This window comes from Sulfurimonas sp. HSL-1716 (assembly GCF_039645975.1).
Classification (GTDB): Bacteria; Campylobacterota; Campylobacteria; order Campylobacterales; family Sulfurimonadaceae; genus Hydrocurvibacter; species Hydrocurvibacter sulfurireducens.
Genome location: NZ_CP147918.1, coordinates 1,602,228 through 1,619,322 on the forward strand (window position 1 = coordinate 1,602,228; position 17,095 = coordinate 1,619,322).

At 41.1% G+C, this 17,095-nt stretch carries 14 protein-coding genes; 9 read left to right on the forward strand and 5 right to left on the reverse strand.

Going from position 1 to position 17,095, the window contains the following annotated elements; genetic code table 11:
* The first annotated feature begins 9 nt into the window (after positions 1–9).
* The 6 genes from mshL to WCY03_RS08220 are packed head-to-tail and all read left to right on the forward strand — an operon-like array spanning position 10 to position 6,757.
* Positions 10–1,614, forward strand: coding sequence for a pilus (MSHA type) biogenesis protein MshL (gene mshL, locus WCY03_RS08195; RefSeq protein WP_345991920.1), 1,605 nt, complete (start codon positions 10–12; stop codon positions 1,612–1,614).
* Positions 1,604–2,416 (forward strand): ATP-binding protein, encoded by an 813-nt coding sequence (locus WCY03_RS08200; RefSeq protein ID WP_345991921.1) that lies wholly within the window; start codon positions 1,604–1,606, stop codon positions 2,414–2,416. Before mshL ends, WCY03_RS08200 begins: the two co-directional genes overlap by 11 nt.
* Positions 2,409–3,221: a hypothetical protein gene (locus WCY03_RS08205; protein WP_345991923.1), complete on the forward strand. Its 813-nt coding sequence runs from the start codon at positions 2,409–2,411 to the stop codon at positions 3,219–3,221. Before WCY03_RS08200 ends, WCY03_RS08205 begins: the two co-directional genes overlap by 8 nt.
* Complete coding sequence (locus tag WCY03_RS08210; RefSeq protein WP_345991925.1) at positions 3,218–3,763, forward strand: hypothetical protein; 546 nt, start codon at positions 3,218–3,220, stop codon at positions 3,761–3,763. The genes WCY03_RS08205 and WCY03_RS08210 overlap by 4 nt, the downstream gene beginning before the upstream one ends.
* 13 nt (positions 3,764–3,776) lie before the next feature.
* Positions 3,777–5,513 (forward strand): GspE/PulE family protein, encoded by a 1,737-nt coding sequence (locus tag WCY03_RS08215; protein WP_345991926.1) that lies wholly within the window; start codon positions 3,777–3,779, stop codon positions 5,511–5,513.
* Positions 5,510–6,757, forward strand: a complete 1,248-nt coding sequence (locus WCY03_RS08220) for a type II secretion system F family protein (protein ID WP_345991928.1) — start codon at positions 5,510–5,512, stop codon at positions 6,755–6,757. The genes WCY03_RS08215 and WCY03_RS08220 overlap by 4 nt, the downstream gene beginning before the upstream one ends.
* A gap of 39 nt (positions 6,758–6,796) precedes the next feature.
* On the opposite strand, the gene WCY03_RS08225 is transcribed toward WCY03_RS08220, so the two are convergent.
* Positions 6,797–8,881 (reverse strand): ATP-dependent helicase, encoded by a 2,085-nt coding sequence (locus WCY03_RS08225; protein WP_345991930.1) that lies wholly within the window; start codon positions 8,879–8,881, stop codon positions 6,797–6,799.
* Positions 8,882–8,936: 55 nt separating this feature from the next.
* A complete protein-coding gene (gene fliW / locus WCY03_RS08230; RefSeq protein WP_345991932.1) occupies positions 8,937–9,323 on the reverse strand; it encodes a flagellar assembly protein FliW in 387 nt (128 codons plus the stop codon).
* A gap of 140 nt (positions 9,324–9,463) precedes the next feature.
* Between fliW and WCY03_RS08235 the strand changes: the two genes are divergently transcribed.
* Both WCY03_RS08235 and WCY03_RS08240 read left to right on the forward strand, forming a co-directional pair.
* A complete protein-coding gene (locus WCY03_RS08235) occupies positions 9,464–12,094 on the forward strand; it encodes a valine--tRNA ligase (protein ID WP_345991934.1) in 2,631 nt (876 codons plus the stop codon).
* A gap of 152 nt (positions 12,095–12,246) precedes the next feature.
* Positions 12,247–13,791, forward strand: coding sequence for a SulP family inorganic anion transporter (locus WCY03_RS08240; protein ID WP_345991936.1), 1,545 nt, complete (start codon positions 12,247–12,249; stop codon positions 13,789–13,791).
* 27 nt (positions 13,792–13,818) lie between these two features.
* On the opposite strand, the gene WCY03_RS08245 is transcribed toward WCY03_RS08240, so the two are convergent.
* A complete protein-coding gene (locus WCY03_RS08245) occupies positions 13,819–15,279 on the reverse strand; it encodes a hypothetical protein (protein ID WP_345991938.1) in 1,461 nt (486 codons plus the stop codon).
* A 25-nt stretch (positions 15,280–15,304) separates the two neighbouring features.
* Entirely contained in the window at positions 15,305–16,018 is a 714-nt protein-coding gene (flgH, locus tag WCY03_RS08250) for a flagellar basal body L-ring protein FlgH (RefSeq protein WP_345991941.1), read from the reverse strand.
* 84 nt (positions 16,019–16,102) lie between these two features.
* On the opposite strand from flgH, the gene WCY03_RS08255 reads away from it, so the two are divergent.
* Complete coding sequence (locus WCY03_RS08255; RefSeq protein ID WP_345991943.1) at positions 16,103–16,546, forward strand: GatB/YqeY domain-containing protein; 444 nt, start codon at positions 16,103–16,105, stop codon at positions 16,544–16,546.
* A gap of 37 nt (positions 16,547–16,583) precedes the next feature.
* Here WCY03_RS08255 and WCY03_RS08260 read toward each other — a convergent pair whose 3' ends face one another.
* Entirely contained in the window at positions 16,584–16,988 is a 405-nt protein-coding gene (locus WCY03_RS08260; protein WP_345991944.1) for a hypothetical protein, read from the reverse strand.
* Positions 16,989–17,095 lie beyond the last annotated feature (107 nt).

Sequence of the window (17,095 nt, forward strand, 5' to 3'; positions counted from 1 at the left end):
GAAAATAATATGAAAACACAATACAAAAACATATTAAAAACATCGGTTGTAAGTACAGTAGCAGCATTAATGTTATTATCTACTTCTGTATCGGCGGATTGTACGTATGAGCTGTTTAATATCAGCTCGGTAAAAGGTACCAGAATCACGGACTTTATCGACCAGCTTAGTGATGAATGTGAATTTACCGTCGTCGTTTCCGATTCACAGGCGGAAAAAATACTGAGAACTCCGTTAAATAAAACTCATATAAAGAATCTTACTATCAACGAGGTATTGGACCTGATACTCAAACAAAACAACTTAACCTACTCTTTTGAGAACAATATACTTAAGATCTCGTATTTAAATACAAGAGTGTTCAACATAGACTATATTCTTTCCCAAAGAAAAGGAAAAGGCAGCACCGACGTCACCCTCTCATCTTCCGGAGGGGCCAGCAGCCTTGATACAGCGGCATCTGGTACAACAAGTTCATCGACGGCAACGGCATCTTCTACTGTAACAACAACCAATCCTTCTACGGCAAACTCGGGAATATCGATAGAATCTACTGATGAAGTAGTGTTCTGGGCACAGCTGGATAAAGAGCTCGAACATGTGCTTAACAGACCTGAAGATAAATATAAAGCCGAAGCTCCAATCATAAACAAAAATGCCGGACTTATCACCGTTACGGCTACGCAAGAACAGATCAACAGACTTGACAAATATTTGAAAAAGCTGCAAGACAAGGTCAAACTGCAGGTTCTTATCGACGTTCAGCTCTTAACCGTTTCTATGAGTAAAAGCAAAACGACCGGTATCGACTGGAGCCAGCTGTATAAACTGCAAAATATAAAAGTCGATGCCTCGTACAACACCGATCATGCGTCAGGTGATGACTATATCAAAGCAACCGGAGCAAGCATCGATCTGGATCAAGTCGTCAAATTCTTAAAAACACAAGGAAACGTAAGCTCGATCTCAAATCCTAAAGTATTGACTCTAAATAATCAGCCCGCACTCGTAACTGCGGGAACGGAATATTTTTATAAAATACAGCAATCGACTAACCAGCAGGGAACAGGCGGCGGAGTGGCTGCTACTACGCAAAACGAAGAGATAAGCTCCGTATTTGCAGGAATTCTTTTGGATATCACACCTGAAATATCCGATAACGATATGATCACATTGAAAATAAACCCGTCTCTATCGGAAACGACAACTGATATGTCCAATACGTCATCTGCGAACAGAACTACACCGCCCGATCTTAACAGAAGACAGCTTTCTTCTGTCGTAACCGTTAAAGACGGCAACAGGATAATCTTAGGAGGTCTGATTCATACGAGCACTTCAAAAGGCGGTAACCATGTACCGATACTTGGAAGTATCCCAGGCCTTAGCTATCTTTTCAGACGCGAAGAAAACACTAAGCAAATTGAGGAGCTCGTAATAGTCATCGAACCTCATATCATTCGAAAAGCAAAATCAAACCTTTCACTTTCCGATCTTGGATATGAAGGCATCAGCAATAATCTGCTTAACCACAACCTGACGGCAGAAGAGTTAGAAAAAGGCACAACAGAAAACAAGTCAACAAAGAAAGCTGAAAAACAGGATGACAAATAATAGTATTTATGAAAAACCTAAAATGGTTTTTCTTGATACGGTCGATGCGAAGAACTACGTTCATATAGACCGCAGTTCAAGTATATATCAATCACTTAAAGAGACTGTACAAAAACCATTGAAGATGATACTTCTCTACGGAAAACCGGGTACAGGAAAGAGTATGCTCCTCACCAAGCTTTTTAGCGATCTTTCCAAACATCAGAAGATCCATCTGTACAGCACTCCGCTTATAGATGAAAGCGAGTTTTTCAAATCTCTGGCAGCCGATCTTTTTGAAGTGAAATATAACGGGGAACTGAACTTGACACAGTTCTTAAAAATCGCTAAAAACTATGAGTCAAAACATGTTCCTCTTATCCTGCTTGACGAAGCACAACTCTACCCGCCGGAGTTGATGGAGAAGATAAGACTGCTGTCCGATTCGAGAATCGTAAAATTTGTAATAGTGCTTCACAAGACCGAACAAGAGGATATTATCGCCAAAGAACATTTTCAAACAAGAATCTGGGAAAGTATAGAACTGAGCAATGCCACAAGTGGCGAACTTAAAATATACATACAAAAAAAACTTATGAAAGCTAACTGCTTCGATATTGCAAATATGTTTCATGACAAAGCTGCAGAAAAGATACATAAGATCACCCGCGGCAATTACAGAGATACCAACAAACTGGTACACTCGCTATTTGAAATATACGAATGGTACGACAATAACCAGCCATATAAACTAAATAGAAGTTTCGTATCCAATAAGATCATAGAGATGGCTGCTATCTCCACAGGACTTGTCAATGCTTAATGTGCCGGAACTTGAAAAAAAATGGATAAAATATAAGTTAAAAGCTTTTTTACCCTATATTCTTCTCTTTGCTTTTGTGATCGTATCCGTCCCGCTTGTCATAATATTTTATCCTGCTAAAAAACCGATCGAAAAAGTGGCCGAACCTAAAAAGCTAGCAGCAGCGGCAAAAGAGGACAATAAGACCCGCACCGATGTCAATATATCTGTGCCGCCTGTTGTGCAAGCCGTTAAAAAAGATCTTAACACCTCTGCCGATATAAAAGAAGAGGATAAGCTAGTACTCAAACCGTCTCTTAATTTTGTCAATAAGATGGAAGACTCCATGGTCACATATTACGATGATAAAAGCAATAATAAAAAATCCGTAAAGAAAAGAGCACCTCAAAAAACCGCCGCGAAAGTAAAAAGCAGTGTACATCCCAAGCCAAAAGTAGTTAAAAAGAAACCGGATCCCGTAAAAGAGGAAAAAAAGAGCGAGATCACTATCAAAATGCACAGTGTCGATAAAAACCTGCAAGACGTGATTCAAAGATTCAAAAAGACCAATAATCCCGTATTAAGCCTTTTTCTGGCTAAAAAATATTATGCTATGAAAAAATACGATCTATCCTATAATTATGCTCTTGTAACGAATCAGATCGATAATAAGATAGATATGAGCTGGATCATTTTTGCAAAATCGTTAGTAAAACTCGGACAAAAAGATATGGCCGTGAACACGCTTAAATCCTACATCAAAAATTCAAATTCTCAAACTGCCATAACATTGCTCGATGAGATACAGACAGGACGTTTTCAATGAGATCGCTTCTTCTGCTCATATCCCTCTTTACCCTCCTTTTTTCCGACGCAAAACAGGATATTTACAGTTTATACCAGTTAAAACAGTATGATAAAGCCTGCAAGCTTGGATTACTGCATTTCAGTAAACACAGAGATGATGAAAATTTCGTGTCTATCTATGCTTTTTCCTGTCTTAATGCAGACTATATAGATAGATTAAGCGTTCCCATAACGATCTTAAAAAACTCAAAAGAAGCCCGTTCCAACGCCGCTTACTTGTCGATCATATTGATGCAGAAAAAATTATTGGAGCACTCTTTAAAGGACAATTACAACATAAAATCGTTAAAACTTCCCACAACGGATAACATCTTATCTAAAGTATTTGACCTCTACTCAAACCTGCAAATACATAAAAAGATTCCGCTCTATGTATTTATTGATCCAAATAATGCTAAAATAACTTATAAACTGTATTTGTCCGGCAATGCGGATTCAAGCAATATGGTTATCGAAGAGTTATATGATTCGACATTGGTAAAAAAACATATATATAGATAAACAAGGGTAAAGTATGGATAGAATCACTTTAGATTTATTGACACATAATCATATTACCCAACGTCAAATCGACAGATTGGTCTCACATGGCGTCCATGAAGACACCGTATTATATACACTTATAAAAGTCGGTGCCGTTTCGGCGAATTTCGTGAAGCGGTTTATAGTCGAACAGATAAAAAGCGGCAAATACGCCATCAGCATCTTAAAAAACTATCAATTTATTAAAGAGTCCGATGTTCTTCAATCTCTTGCTGAAGCGATGCACCTGAATTTTGTCGACCTTGATTCGATAGATATGGACTATAAACTGGCAGAGCGCGTTCCGTTGAACCAGTTAAAAAAATATAATCTTCTTCCGATATCCCAAGACGATCTGAATCTGATCGTCGTCTTTGCGGATCCGTTTAATATCGAGGCACAGGAAGCTATCCAGAGGATATTTCCAAGAAAGCCGGTCAAAGTAGCGATCGCCACAAACAAACAGATACAAGAGTACCTGTTTAAGATCGCCCTTAAAGACAGTGTAAAAGAGCTTGTCACCAATATCCGAACGGAACTTAACTCCATCGGAAGCATAGAAGAACAGCAGGAAGCTTCATCCATTCTTCAGCTTATTGATGTAATACTAAATGCGTGTATAAAAAGCAGAGCCAGCGATATCCATGTCGAACCGACGGAAAAGAACTGTGTCATACGTTCGCGTATCGACGGCAAGTTAAGCGAGATATTCATCTTTGACAAAGATATATATCCGCCCCTTGCATCAAGACTAAAGCTTTTGGCAAATCTTGATATTGCGGAAAAAAGAAAACCTCAGGACGGCCGTTTTTCGGCAACACTGAGCGATAGAGAGTTCGATTTTCGTATATCGACATTGCCTATACTTTACGGAGAATCCATAGTTATGCGTATCTTGGATAAAACCAAAGCGCTGGTAAAACTCGAAGACGCCGGAATGGATACCGCAAGCTATAACAAGCTGCTAAAAGGTCTGGGCTCTCCTTTTGGGATAATCCTGGTCACCGGACCTACCGGTTCAGGAAAGACAACTACGCTTTACGGTGCGTTGAACGAACTGAGAAACGTGGAAGACAAGGTGATCACGGTTGAAGATCCCGTAGAGTACAGGATGAACCTAATTCAGCAGGTTCAGGTAAATGCCAGTGTCGGTCTCAGTTTTGCCGACGCATTAAGATCTATACTCCGTCAAGACCCCGATAAGATAATGATCGGGGAGATCCGTGACCAGGAAACACTTGAGATCGCTATCAAAGCAGCATTGACGGGTCACCTGGTGATCTCTACGCTACATACGAACGACTCAATCAGCGCGATCCCGCGTATGATCGATATGGGAATCGAACCTTATCTTATAAGCGGTGCTTTGGTCACGGTTCAGGCACAAAGACTTGTAAGAAAGATCTGTCCTAACTGCAAGGCTCCAGACCATCTGCCGGAATCTTCTTTAGAGACATATAGATATATGATCCCTAAAGATACGATCTTTTATAAAGGCGAAGGATGTAACGAGTGTAACGGAACGGGTTATATGGGGCGTGAGATGATATGTGAGGTTCTGCCGATATCTGAAAAACTATCTAGTATGATCGCGAAAAATTCATCGAAAGAGGATCTGCATAAACAAGCGATCGAAGAGGGTTTTATCGGTATGTTTGAAAACGGCATGCAAAAAGCGATAAACGGCGTAACGACATTTGAAGAGATATTAAGGGTGGCAAAAGTATGAATTATTTTACTGCAACTGTTCTTTCAAAAGGAAAGAAAGAGGAACACGGGTTTTATGCTGAGAGTAAAAAAGAAGCTCATTATCTTGCAAAGATCAAGTTTTCAGGGATAATAATCAAAGTTGTTGAATCAAAACCTCCATTAGAGGAGCAGTTAAAACAATTTAAAGCGAGCCTGACAAAAAATCTAAAAAGAAAAAAAGTAAAACAGGATGCATTGATCGCATCGACAAGACAACTGGCCGTTATGACAAACGCCGGTATTTCCATACATGACTCCATCAAAGAGATCGCTCGCTCGACCAATGACGAAAATTTAAGAGACATCTTCTTATCTATTGCAGACGACATAAATTCTGGGCACAGTCTTTCCCATGCCGTAGGAAACTATAGATACGAACTCGGTAACCTTACATTAGCTATGGTCGAGCTCGGTGAGAAAACAGGGAATGTCGCAGAAGCTCTGTACTCCCTTTCGGACATGCTCGAAGAGATACGTTCAAACATTATCAAATTCAAAAAAGCAATGGCATACCCAAGAAATGTTATGATCGCTATGGCTGTCGCTTTTACCATACTTATCTCTTACGTCGTGCCTCAGTTCAAATCCATTTTCGAAGAGCTTGGAGCACAGCTTCCGCTTCCGACCATCATTCTTTTAAAACTGGAATATCTCTTTAACAACTTCGGTCCGTATCTTTTGGCTGCACTGTTTATCATTTATATGATCTTTAAATATCTGATTAATAACTATAGAAATATACGGTACGGCTTTCATAAGTTTCTTTTACGAGTGTATCTCATAAAAAATATCATTAAATTTGCTACCCTAAGCCGTTTTACCCTTGTCTTTTCAGAGCTCGTGCGTGCAGGTATCCCAATTGCAGAAGCTCTGGAGACTTCCATTACGATGATCGACAACCTTCCTTTAAAAGAGAAACTTTCTACTGTCAGAGCCACTGTTGAAAAGGGCGGAACGCTCAATACGGGTTTAAAAGAGACCGAGCTGTTTGAAAATATGATTGTACAAATGGTGTCCGCGGGTGAATCGAGCGGTCAGCTGGATTCGATGATGCAAAAAGTCGCAGATTACTATAAAATGAGATTTGATGCCATTATCGACGGATTGTCCGAAGCCATCGAGCCCGTCATGCTCTTTATCATCGCAGCCATGGTTTTATTATTGGCACTGGGGATATTCCTGCCTATGTGGGATATGGGCAACGCCGTCCATGGAAGAAGATAAAATATCTTCTTCACATGCTAGATTTTCTCATTTAAAAATCTATTTCTCTTCATCTTTATTATTTTTTTTGACCAGCTTCTTATAATTTTCATCCATCGCAATAAGTCCGGCCTCATACAAAAACTGTGAAGCTGCAAAATCTATCTTTTTTATCTTGTCGTATTTCGCAAAACTTAGATAAAGTATATCTTTTGCGCGTGTGACCGCAACATAAAAAAGTCTTCTCTCCTCCTCTATGCTGCCGCCTCTGGACATCAATTTTCTATTTGGAAATCTTCCGTCCATCAAATCGATAACATAGACCTCCTGATACTCCAGCCCTTTGGATGCATGAATACTAAGCAGATGCACGCCTTCACCTTGTGTCAAATCCTGAGAACCCAGTATCATGGCGTTTAAAAACCGCTCATGCTCCTTATACGGTTTAGAGAGTTCTTCAAGCAGTATCGATTTTCTAGATATTCTTGACTTTGCTTCCTGTTCTAAACGCTCGTCTATCGAACCGTCTTTTAACTGTGCCCTTTTTTGTGCAAGCTGATTGATTATCAGCTTATACAGCTCTGATGAAGCCATCTTCCTGACAATCGTTTTAGGCTGCTTTATTCCTTTAAGATCACGGAAAAGCTGATAAAACAGATGCAGAAAAATCGCACCGTCCTTCGTCAGTTTCGGATGCTTTAAAACAACGTTCTTTAAAAACTTCTCTTCAAATCCGAGCTTGGCAAAACGTCCTATCGCACCGAGTTCCAAAAAATCATCGAAAAGTCCCAGCTGATGGTTCAGTGTTCTTTTCTCAAATGGGTTTGATATCGAACTGTCAGGCGCATAAAGACCGTAAAAAATAGAACCGTTTCCAAGAGTTTTCAAAGCTATATATATCTCTTTTGCCATCGACGTTCCGACACCTTTGGCATACTCGAATAGATGGATAAAAGCCATCATGTCCGACTCATTGATGAGAAGCGTATAAAGATCAAGCAGAACTTTTATCTCTTTTGAATCAAAAAAGCTCGTTCCGCCTTTTCTTCTGCAGGCTATACCAAGCTCTTTTAAGGCTACTTCGATACCGTCAGCCGAAGAGTTGTTTCTAAAGATAACGGCTATCTCATCCCTTTGAGTCATGGAATCCCTGATGGACGAGGCTATGTCATGGTACTGATCGAACAGCTCGTCATAAGCTATCAGCTTCGGTGCACGGGCATTCTCTTGTGTTCTTGTAAACTCCAGGGCTTTTGGATAGATACGTTCATTGTAAGAGATCACCTTGTTTGCAAGAGAAAGGATGGGGATGGTAGAACGGTAGTTTTTGTTCAGGGTAAAGATATTCGCATCGCTGAACTTTTTAGAAAAGCTCCCTATAATAGATATATCCGCTCCGTTAAAAGCGTATATGCTTTGATCGTAATCTCCGACACAAAAGAGTGATTCGGGTCTCATGGCATCGATCAGCGTTCCCTGAAGAGCGTTCGTGTCTTGATACTCGTCTATTAAGACCTCTTTATATCCCAGAGCCTTGTTTTTACACAGATCTCGCATCTTTATAAGCAGATCGTTAAAATTCAAAAAACCGTATTGCGTTTTTAATGCTTCGAATTCATCGACGATATCCGCATATATCATCGCAAACGTTTCATGTTCGCTCTGATTTTCTTTTATCCATACTTCAAAATCAAGACTCATCTCCGTATTTTGGTAAAATGAGTACAGATCATAAAGATAGTTGCCGCCGTAAGGAGTCACTTCGGCGGAAATATGCATGAAGCTTCTTTTATCATGTACGCTTCTAAAGAGCGTCTTCAGCTCTCTTTGCTGTTTTAAGACTACTCTTTTATCTTCGCGTTTGAGCCATCTGTAACTCACCGCGTGAAAGGTTCCCGCATCGATCTTTGCCGCGATCTCGGCTCCGAAATATTGGGCGACGCGCTCGATCATCTCCGCTGCGGCCTTGTTTGTGAAAGTAAGCAGAAGTATTTCGTTTGGTTTAACGCCGCTGTTTAGGAGATGCGCAATGCGTCCGACTATCGTGGAGGTCTTCCCCGTTCCGGCTGAAGCTATGATAAGATTGTGACCGAATGAAGCCGTTGCTGCTGAGAGCTGCTGTTCGTTTAAACGTGATAGTGGCAAGAGGTACGATCCTTATTTAAAAAACGGATTATACCAGATTTGCTTTATTGTAAAATTATGCCGCTATCATAAAAGTTTTTAATTCTTCAGCGAATCCAAAGTTCGGGTAATCCGCAGCACGAAGAGTGATCTGACCCATCAAACCTTTGTCTTTATTGAAAATGATCGGTGCCAGAAAGTTAACTCTTGACTCGTTCAAAGGATTTTGGACGACCATGATGTTATAGACTAAAATATTTGACGTTTCATCGATCCCGAGCAGAACTTTTGCCGAATTTGGCAGATCGAACGAATACTCTCTTAAAAGATAGGGATTCACCAATGTAAAAGAGATAGGTTCTCCGTTACTTTTAATAGTCGCAAAAAGATTATCTACTTCTATAAACTCCATACTGCTGATATTCTCAAAGCCGAGTATCTCTGTTTTTACTTCGTAAGTCATATCGCTTCCTTATGTAATTTCTATATTTTTGTTAAAAAGCAAAAGCTATTCCAAAATTGCCGTTATCGGTATGTAAGGATATTTTCACGTCATTTTGGTTATAATCGCGAAATTTTAATCCACAATTTTAAGGTAATTTTATGTCCACCAACAGCTATGAACCCGGCAAAATAGAAGATAGATTTTATAAACTTTGGGAAAACAGAGGCTATTTTGAGATAGACGGAAACAAAGCCATCCAAGAAGATGATAAAAAATTCGCAATCATGATGCCTCCTCCAAACGTCACGGGAAGTCTTCACATCGGTCATGCGCTTACATTCACGCTGCAAGATATTATCACCAGATATAAAAGAATGGACGGATATAAGACCCTGTGGCAGCCGGGAACCGATCATGCGGGGATCGCTACGCAAAACGTTGTGGAAAAACAGATCATGGCCGAAGGAAAAACAAAAGAGGAACTCGGACGAGAAGAGTTCTTAAAACGTGCTTGGAAGTGGAAAGAGTTCAGCGGTAATACTATGGTTTCTCAGCTACGTAAACTTGGAGTTTCTCCTGCTTGGAAACGTGAGAGATTTACAATGGATGCGGGTCTGCAAAAATCGGTTCGTGAAGCGTTTGTCCACCTCTACAACGAAGGGCTTATCATCCGCGGAAACTACATGGTCAACTGGTGTACGCATGACGGCGCGCTCAGCGACATCGAAGTGGAGTACGAAGAACATCAGGGAAACTTCTACCATATGAAATACCCGTTTGCAGACGGCAGCGGAGAGATCACCGTAGCAACGACGAGACCTGAAACATACTTCGGAGATACAGCTGTCATGGTACATCCCGAAGATGAAAGGTACAAACACCTCATCGGAAAAAAAGTCAAACTGCCTTTAACTGAGCGAGAGATCCCTATCATTGCGGACAGCTACGTTGATATGGAATTTGGAACGGGTATGGTAAAAGTGACCCCTGCACATGATCCAAACGACTACGAAGTTGGAAAACGTCACGACTTGGAGTTCATCACGGTATTTGACGAAAACGGAATACTTAACGATTTTGCCGGCGAATTCAAAGGTTTGGAGCGTCTTGCCGCACGCAGCTCTATCGTAAAACGTCTCGATGAAGAAGGGTTTATGGCAAAGGTCGAAGAGCATACGCATCAAGTGGGACACTGTTACCGCTGTAAAAACGTGGTCGAGCCGTACATCTCAAAACAGTGGTTCATTAGAAGTGAGATCGCTAACAAATCTATCGAGAAGACAAATGATGGTCTTGCGAAATTTTTTCCTCCTCACTGGATCAACAGCTATAACTCTTGGATGGGCGAACTGCGTGACTGGTGTATCTCCCGTCAGCTTTGGTGGGGACATCAGATACCGGTATTTTACTGCTCTTCTTGCGACCATGAGTGGGCAAGTATAGATGAACATCCAACGCAGTGTCCAAAATGTGCTTCAAAAGAGTTTGCACAAGACCCTGACGTCCTAGATACATGGTTCTCATCTGCGCTTTGGCCTTTCTCAACTCTTGGATGGGGTAACGGCGACAGCGAGATGGACAGACTGTTTGAGACTGACGATTTAAAAGAGTTCTACCCGAACTCTCTTCTTATCACAGGCTTTGACATCCTTTTCTTCTGGGTCGCAAGAATGATGATGATGGGTGAAACGTTTATGGATAAGCTGCCGTTTGAGCATATCTACCTACATGCACTTGTCCGCGATGAGAACGGCGATAAAATGAGCAAATCAAAAGGCAACGTGATTGATCCTCTTGACACCATCAACGACTATAGTGCAGACATCCTGCGCTTTACTCTGGCTATCAGTGCGGCGCAGGGGCGCGACATCCGTATGAGCAATGATAAACTGGAGCAGACCCGTAACTTTACCAACAAGCTCTACAATGCGGCCAAATATCTGCAGATGAATGCCCAAACCTTCCCGGATATCAACGGTTTTTGTATGGACACGAATCTGGGAAAATATATGGTCTCACGCCTAAACATGGCAACAAAAGAGGTTCGTGCATATTTGGATGAATACAGATTCAACGATGCTGCTACGGTACTGTACAGATTTTTATGGAACGAATTCTGCGACTGGGGTATCGAACTCTCTAAGGCAGACAAAGCTTCCATAATCGAACTTGGAGCGATATTCAAAGAAGCGATGAGACTTCTGCATCCGTTTATGCCTTTTATCACAGAGTATCTCTATCAGGAACTTTCAGGCAAAGAGCTCGAAGACACCGAATCTATCATGATCTCAAAATTTCCTACAAAAACAAAAAAACGCGAAAAAGAGGAAGCCAAATTTGAAATCATCATGGATGCCATCATATCTATCAGACGTGCAAAAGTTCTCGTGGATATGGCAAACCAGAAGATCGCCAAAGCGTATGTGAAAATAGACGGTGCAACCGAAAAAGACAAAGAGATGATGAAACCATACATTGAAAAACTCGCGAAAGTCGAAGAGATAGAGTTCTGCGATAGCAAAATAGCCGATGCGGTAAGCGATATCGGCGAAAAATGCGAGGTGTTCATTCCGACTGCTTCCATAGACCTCTCTCCTATCATCTCGCGTTTAGAAAAACAGAGCGAGAAGCTTGAAAAAGAGATAGCGAAATTAAACGGTATGTTAAACAACGAAAGATTCGTTGCCAACGCTCCCGAGGACGTACTCGCCAAAAACCGTGAAGCCCTTGCAGACGCGCAAAGCAAGCAGGAAAAGGTGATAGAGCAGCTTAACTCGCTAAAATCTTGAAATCCCGAAGAGCCGGACTCTTTGGGTAAAAGCCTCTATTCTTTTTCAATACTTCCACAAAAATCAAACCTCTATGCGGCAAGCCAGCCTTTATGACTCTTTAGCTATAATTCCGAAATTTTTTTTATTCTATATTTTTAAAGGCTAGAAATTTGTTCGATATAAGAAAATACGACACCTCCAACATCAAAAACGATATACTCTCGGGACTTGTCGTCGCCGTCGCACTCGTTCCTGAAGCTATTGCTTTTTCATTCATAGTCAACGTCAGTCCAATAGTCGGTCTCTACACCGCTTTTATACTCGGTCTTGTTACCGCGCTTATCGGCGGAAAACCGGGTATGATAAGCGGAGCAACAGGCTCGGTCGCGGTAGTTCTTGTAGGGCTTACGCTCGAGGCCCGTTCTTTGCTAGTTTCACAGGGCCTCAGCGGCAACGAGCTTGCCTTTGGAGTATTGCAGTATATAACGCTCGCTGCAATTCTTGCCGGTCTTATCCAAATAGCTGCCGGTGTCTTGAAGCTGGGTAAATTTATCCGTTTGGTTCCCCTGCCTGCGATCTACGGCTTTGTCAACGGACTTGCCATCGTGATCGCTATGGCACAGTTCAAGTTCTTTCATGGACAGGGATATGCGATGTATCTTCTTGTTGCCGTCACGATGCTCATCATGTATTTTTTACCAAAGTTCACAAAAGCGGTGCCCTCAGGGCTTGTTGCGATCATCGCTCTTACCGTAGGCGTCTACTATCTGCATATAGATACGATGCTTGTAGGAGATATGGCAAATCTAAGCGCCTTTAAGGGACAGCTTCCTTCATTTTATATTCCCGATACTATTCTTAGTTTTGAAGCTTTCAAGATGGTTCTTCCATATGCCTTTATAGTGGCGATGGTCGGTCTTATAGAATCGCTTCTGACGCTTTCAGTTCTTGATGAGATGAGCGATACCAGAGGAAGCGGAAACAAAGAGTGTATCGCCCTTGGAACAGGAAACCTTACCTGCGGACTCTTTGGCGCTATGCCGGGATGCGCGATGATCGGCCAGTCCATCATCAATTTTACTTCAGGCGGTCTCGGACGGCTTTCGAGTGTTACGGCGGCGATCGGATTGATGGTGCTCGTCGCGTCACTTACAGACACGCTCAATATCATCCCTATCGCAGTACTTGTCGGGATCATGTTTATGGTAAGCATCGGAACGTTCGAGTGGAGCAGTTTCTCTCACCTAAAACATATGCCTCGCGAAGATGCTTTTATCGTCGTCTCCGTGACGCTTATCACTATCTTTGCGGATCTAGCCACCGCCGTGATAGCCGGAGTCATCATCTCTGCACTCGTATTTGCATGGAAACATGCACGCATCTACGCAAAAGTAAGTTTTACAGACGATGGAACAAAGATCTACGAACTCGACGGTCCGCTGTTTTTTGCTTCATCCTCTTCATTTATGGATATTTTCGATGTCGACGATGACAGCCAAAGAGTGATACTGGAGTTCAAAAATGCCCGAGTCATGGACTCATCGGGCGTTGAAGCGATAAACGTCATAACGAAAAAATATGAAGATGCCGGAAAAACGCTTATGCTTCGTCATCTAAGCCGTGACTGCAAAAATCTGCTGATTGCAGCGGGAAGACACTGCACCTTTATAGAAGCCGACGACGACCCGACATATAAAGTGGCATATAATTACTAAAGGGCGTTTTAACAGAGCTTTTTACACTTAGTTGACTTTTACCCTTATAAACGATTCGGGTATGACACTTTTGTACTGCGGCATACTTTGTCCTATGGTCGCGTTGATGTATGTCGGATCGGCAATAACGAAACGTTTGTTTTGAATATTTAGAGAATCCCCTTTAAGCGGTATCTGTACGGCGGTTGCCATGTGATCTTTATATTTGATCCCTACGATATTGACGTTAAAGAGCTTTTTCATCAGATACGCATACAAAACCGCCCTGTCCTCACAATCGGATTTATCATAATACAAAGTCTCCTCGGCAAACATCGGTTTCTCTCTTCCAAACTGTTCAGGATCGGTCTGATAGATAAACGCATGCTGCACGAAAGAAAGGACAAAGTTCATAGCATCGCTTGCACGCTTGCCGTCCAGATATTTTTTGAGTGCTGCTGCTATTTGAACATAGCTTTGGTTCTCTATCGGAGCGTCGAAATAGGTATCGTAATCCGCCTGAGGGTACGAAGCCATAAAATCGATGATGTTCTTGTTATAGACGAAATCTATCTTATACTCCGTTCCCTGATATTTAAACTTCAGGGTTTTTGCATTTTTGTCATCTACGAAGTTTGGAAGCTCTTTTACACCCAGATCCATCGGTTTTGTCGCGTCCGGATAATCTTGATTGTAAGTAAACAGGCGCCCGACTCCGTTTTTGTTATAAAAAGAGAGCGCATAATACTTCTTATCGTTTAACGTATAGTTTGGCGTAGAGTAGATGATCTTTTTTGAATAATGCAGCATCACTACATGCTTATCTGCAAGTCCCACTCTCACTGCATATCCGAGTTTATTGAATATAAACCAGCTAAGAAGAGTCGCCTCGTCCTGCGATGCAAATACTTTGGAGGAGATATCGTTTACCAAAAGATAGACACCCCAGTCATTGAGCTTCATGTCGCTTTGCACCTCTTTTATGCTCTGCACCAGTCCTTTATAATCACTCGAAGCCAAAACATCGAAAAATCCGGCGATCCCTTCTTGAGTTTTCGGAGAGAATCTTGCCTTCTTGATCGTATCGGGAACATCAAAGCTCAGCATGGAGCCATAAAACATAAACGCAGTTCCTGCTTTAGGAGTCTCTGCTTTTTTAACAACGATCACGGGAAGCGGCTTTTCTTCCGCTTTTGGAGGCTGTACTGCTTGAGGTTTCTGTGTGATCTCTTTTTTCGGCACCGGAATAGCAGGTACTTCGGCTTTTTCAATCGGTTTTTTGATCTTGATGATGATCTTAGGCCCAAGACTCGGCGGTTCTACATAGGTAGTTTTGGGAACTACTTTTGGTTTTGGTTTTTCATAAAGAGGCTGTCCTGCAAACTCTTTATATGCTTTCCACTGCTCTTTTAGATAGTTGTTAAACGCAGCGTCTCTTTCATCTTTGTATTTTTTAAAAGACTCGGTCTGCGTTCTTTTGAAATCTTCAAAAGAACCTGCATGCAGCACTAAAGCGCTAAGTAAAACGATACTGCTAAAACGGCCAAATACTTTGAATGATCTTTGTTCCCCATCCCTGTTTCGTCGCACGGTCTACATCTCCCTCAGATTTATATAATATCTTTGCATCGCTCATTTGTGAAGAGCTTATCTGGTTATTCTGGCTGATATCGTACGGTCTTATCACGCCGCTGACTTGTATGATCTGCTTTTGATCATCGATCAGGATCTCACGTTTTCCGGAGATAAAATAGTTTCCGTTTTCCAATACCTTGATGACTCTTGCCGAGACGGTCGTCGTGAACGAAGCATCTTTGGTCGAAGATCCCGAACCGGTATATGCGGAGGTCGTAGCACCCGTAAAGCCTATGTTCGTCAATCCGTTTAGCTTGTTTGCATAGGCCGATACGGCGGGATTTCCTCCGTTTGCCGCAAAAATGCCTCCTCCAAGGGTGCTCGTATCACTTTTTGAAAGTGCTTTGGTACCGGTATTGCTGCTTTGTGTAGCCTCAGAGATCACGATCGTCACGATGTCGTTGACATGCATCGCTTTATGATCCGAAAAGAGAGGATTGTCCCCTTTTCCGAATATACTTCCCTCTGAAGCATAATCTTTTTGATCCTGTTTTGGAGGCATCTCTTCAACATATTTGGGAGGCTTGAAATTTATCTCCGGATCGGTCAGGTTAGCCGTACAACCGCTAAATAACAGTATAACATACAAACCGAAAAATACTATTTTAATCATCAAAATTCTTCTTTTAGCATAGGATAAAGGGCAGCTTTAAAAGCTCTTGGTATAATACTAGCAAAAAAAGTTCCAAGGATATTTATGAGCTTAAAAGATCAGATAAATACAGACATAAAAGAAGCGATGAAAGCAAAAAACGTAGTAAAACGTGACGCTTTAAGACTCCTTTCCAGTGCATTCAAGCAGATAGAAGTAGATGAAAGAAAAGAGCTTACAGACGATGACGTCATCAAAATTATTCAAAAGCAGATAAAGCAAAGAAACGACTCTATCACGCAGTACAAAGATGCAGGACGTGACGACCTAGTAGAAAAAGAAAGCGCAGAAATAGCATGTTTTGAACCGTACCTTCCGAAGCAGTTAAGTGATGATGAACTAAGCTCCGCAATTAAAGAGATAATTGCAAAAGTCGGTGCTGAATCTATGAAAGATATCGGAAAAGTTATGGGAGCAGCAAGTAAAGAACTTGCAGGAAAAGCAGATGGAAAGCGCATCAATGAGTGTGCGAAAGCGATTCTTTCGTAAAACTTCTTTTTACATGTAAGAATTCTTACATGTAATCTTATCTAACATCTATGTATGTAAAGTCTTTGTATGTGAGATTTGTTTTGCCTTTTAAATCTTTTCTCATTGATAGAACAATATTACCTATTGCTTTTCTTCCTTCTTCAAGATCTGGATTATTTCCTTTTGAATCAATGACAAGCTTTATCATTTTATTGACTGCTAAAACAACTTCATCTGAACTATAAATCCACGAACGATATTGTTCTTCAAAAAATTTACGTTTTGTTTCAGTTGTTGCTGTTAAGCCTACAAACCCTTGTAATAAAACTAAAAGATTTGCATACTTTTCTTCTTTATACTTTAAAATAGCTTCTTCACGTTTTGAACGACTTGTAAAAAAATATGTAAGATACGAACCTACTATTGCAGTAAAAATAGGTAAAAGAGTATTTATTTCCATCTATGTCCTTTTTTATAATCAGAGATATTATATTCGTTTTCATTTAAAAAAACAAAATGAATAAAAATTTTTACATGTAAACAACTACTCCATACTTTTTGTCCGCA

Coding starts and splice junctions, on each gene's coding strand:
- mshL (WP_345991920.1), top strand. CDS start 10: ATGAAAACACAATACAAAAACATATTAAAAACATCGGTTGTAAGTACA.
- WCY03_RS08200 (WP_345991921.1), top strand. CDS start 1,604: ATGACAAATAATAGTATTTATGAAAAACCTAAAATGGTTTTTCTTGAT.
- WCY03_RS08205 (WP_345991923.1), top strand. CDS start 2,409: ATGCTTAATGTGCCGGAACTTGAAAAAAAATGGATAAAATATAAGTTA.
- WCY03_RS08210 (WP_345991925.1), top strand. CDS start 3,218: ATGAGATCGCTTCTTCTGCTCATATCCCTCTTTACCCTCCTTTTTTCC.
- WCY03_RS08215 (WP_345991926.1), top strand. CDS start 3,777: ATGGATAGAATCACTTTAGATTTATTGACACATAATCATATTACCCAA.
- WCY03_RS08220 (WP_345991928.1), top strand. CDS start 5,510: ATGAATTATTTTACTGCAACTGTTCTTTCAAAAGGAAAGAAAGAGGAA.
- fliW (WP_345991932.1), bottom strand. CDS start 9,323: ATGACTTACGAAGTAAAAACAGAGATACTCGGCTTTGAGAATATCAGC.
- WCY03_RS08235 (WP_345991934.1), top strand. CDS start 9,464: ATGTCCACCAACAGCTATGAACCCGGCAAAATAGAAGATAGATTTTAT.
- flgH (WP_345991941.1), bottom strand. CDS start 16,018: ATGATTAAAATAGTATTTTTCGGTTTGTATGTTATACTGTTATTTAGC.
- WCY03_RS08255 (WP_345991943.1), top strand. CDS start 16,103: ATGAGCTTAAAAGATCAGATAAATACAGACATAAAAGAAGCGATGAAA.
- WCY03_RS08260 (WP_345991944.1), bottom strand. CDS start 16,988: ATGGAAATAAATACTCTTTTACCTATTTTTACTGCAATAGTAGGTTCG.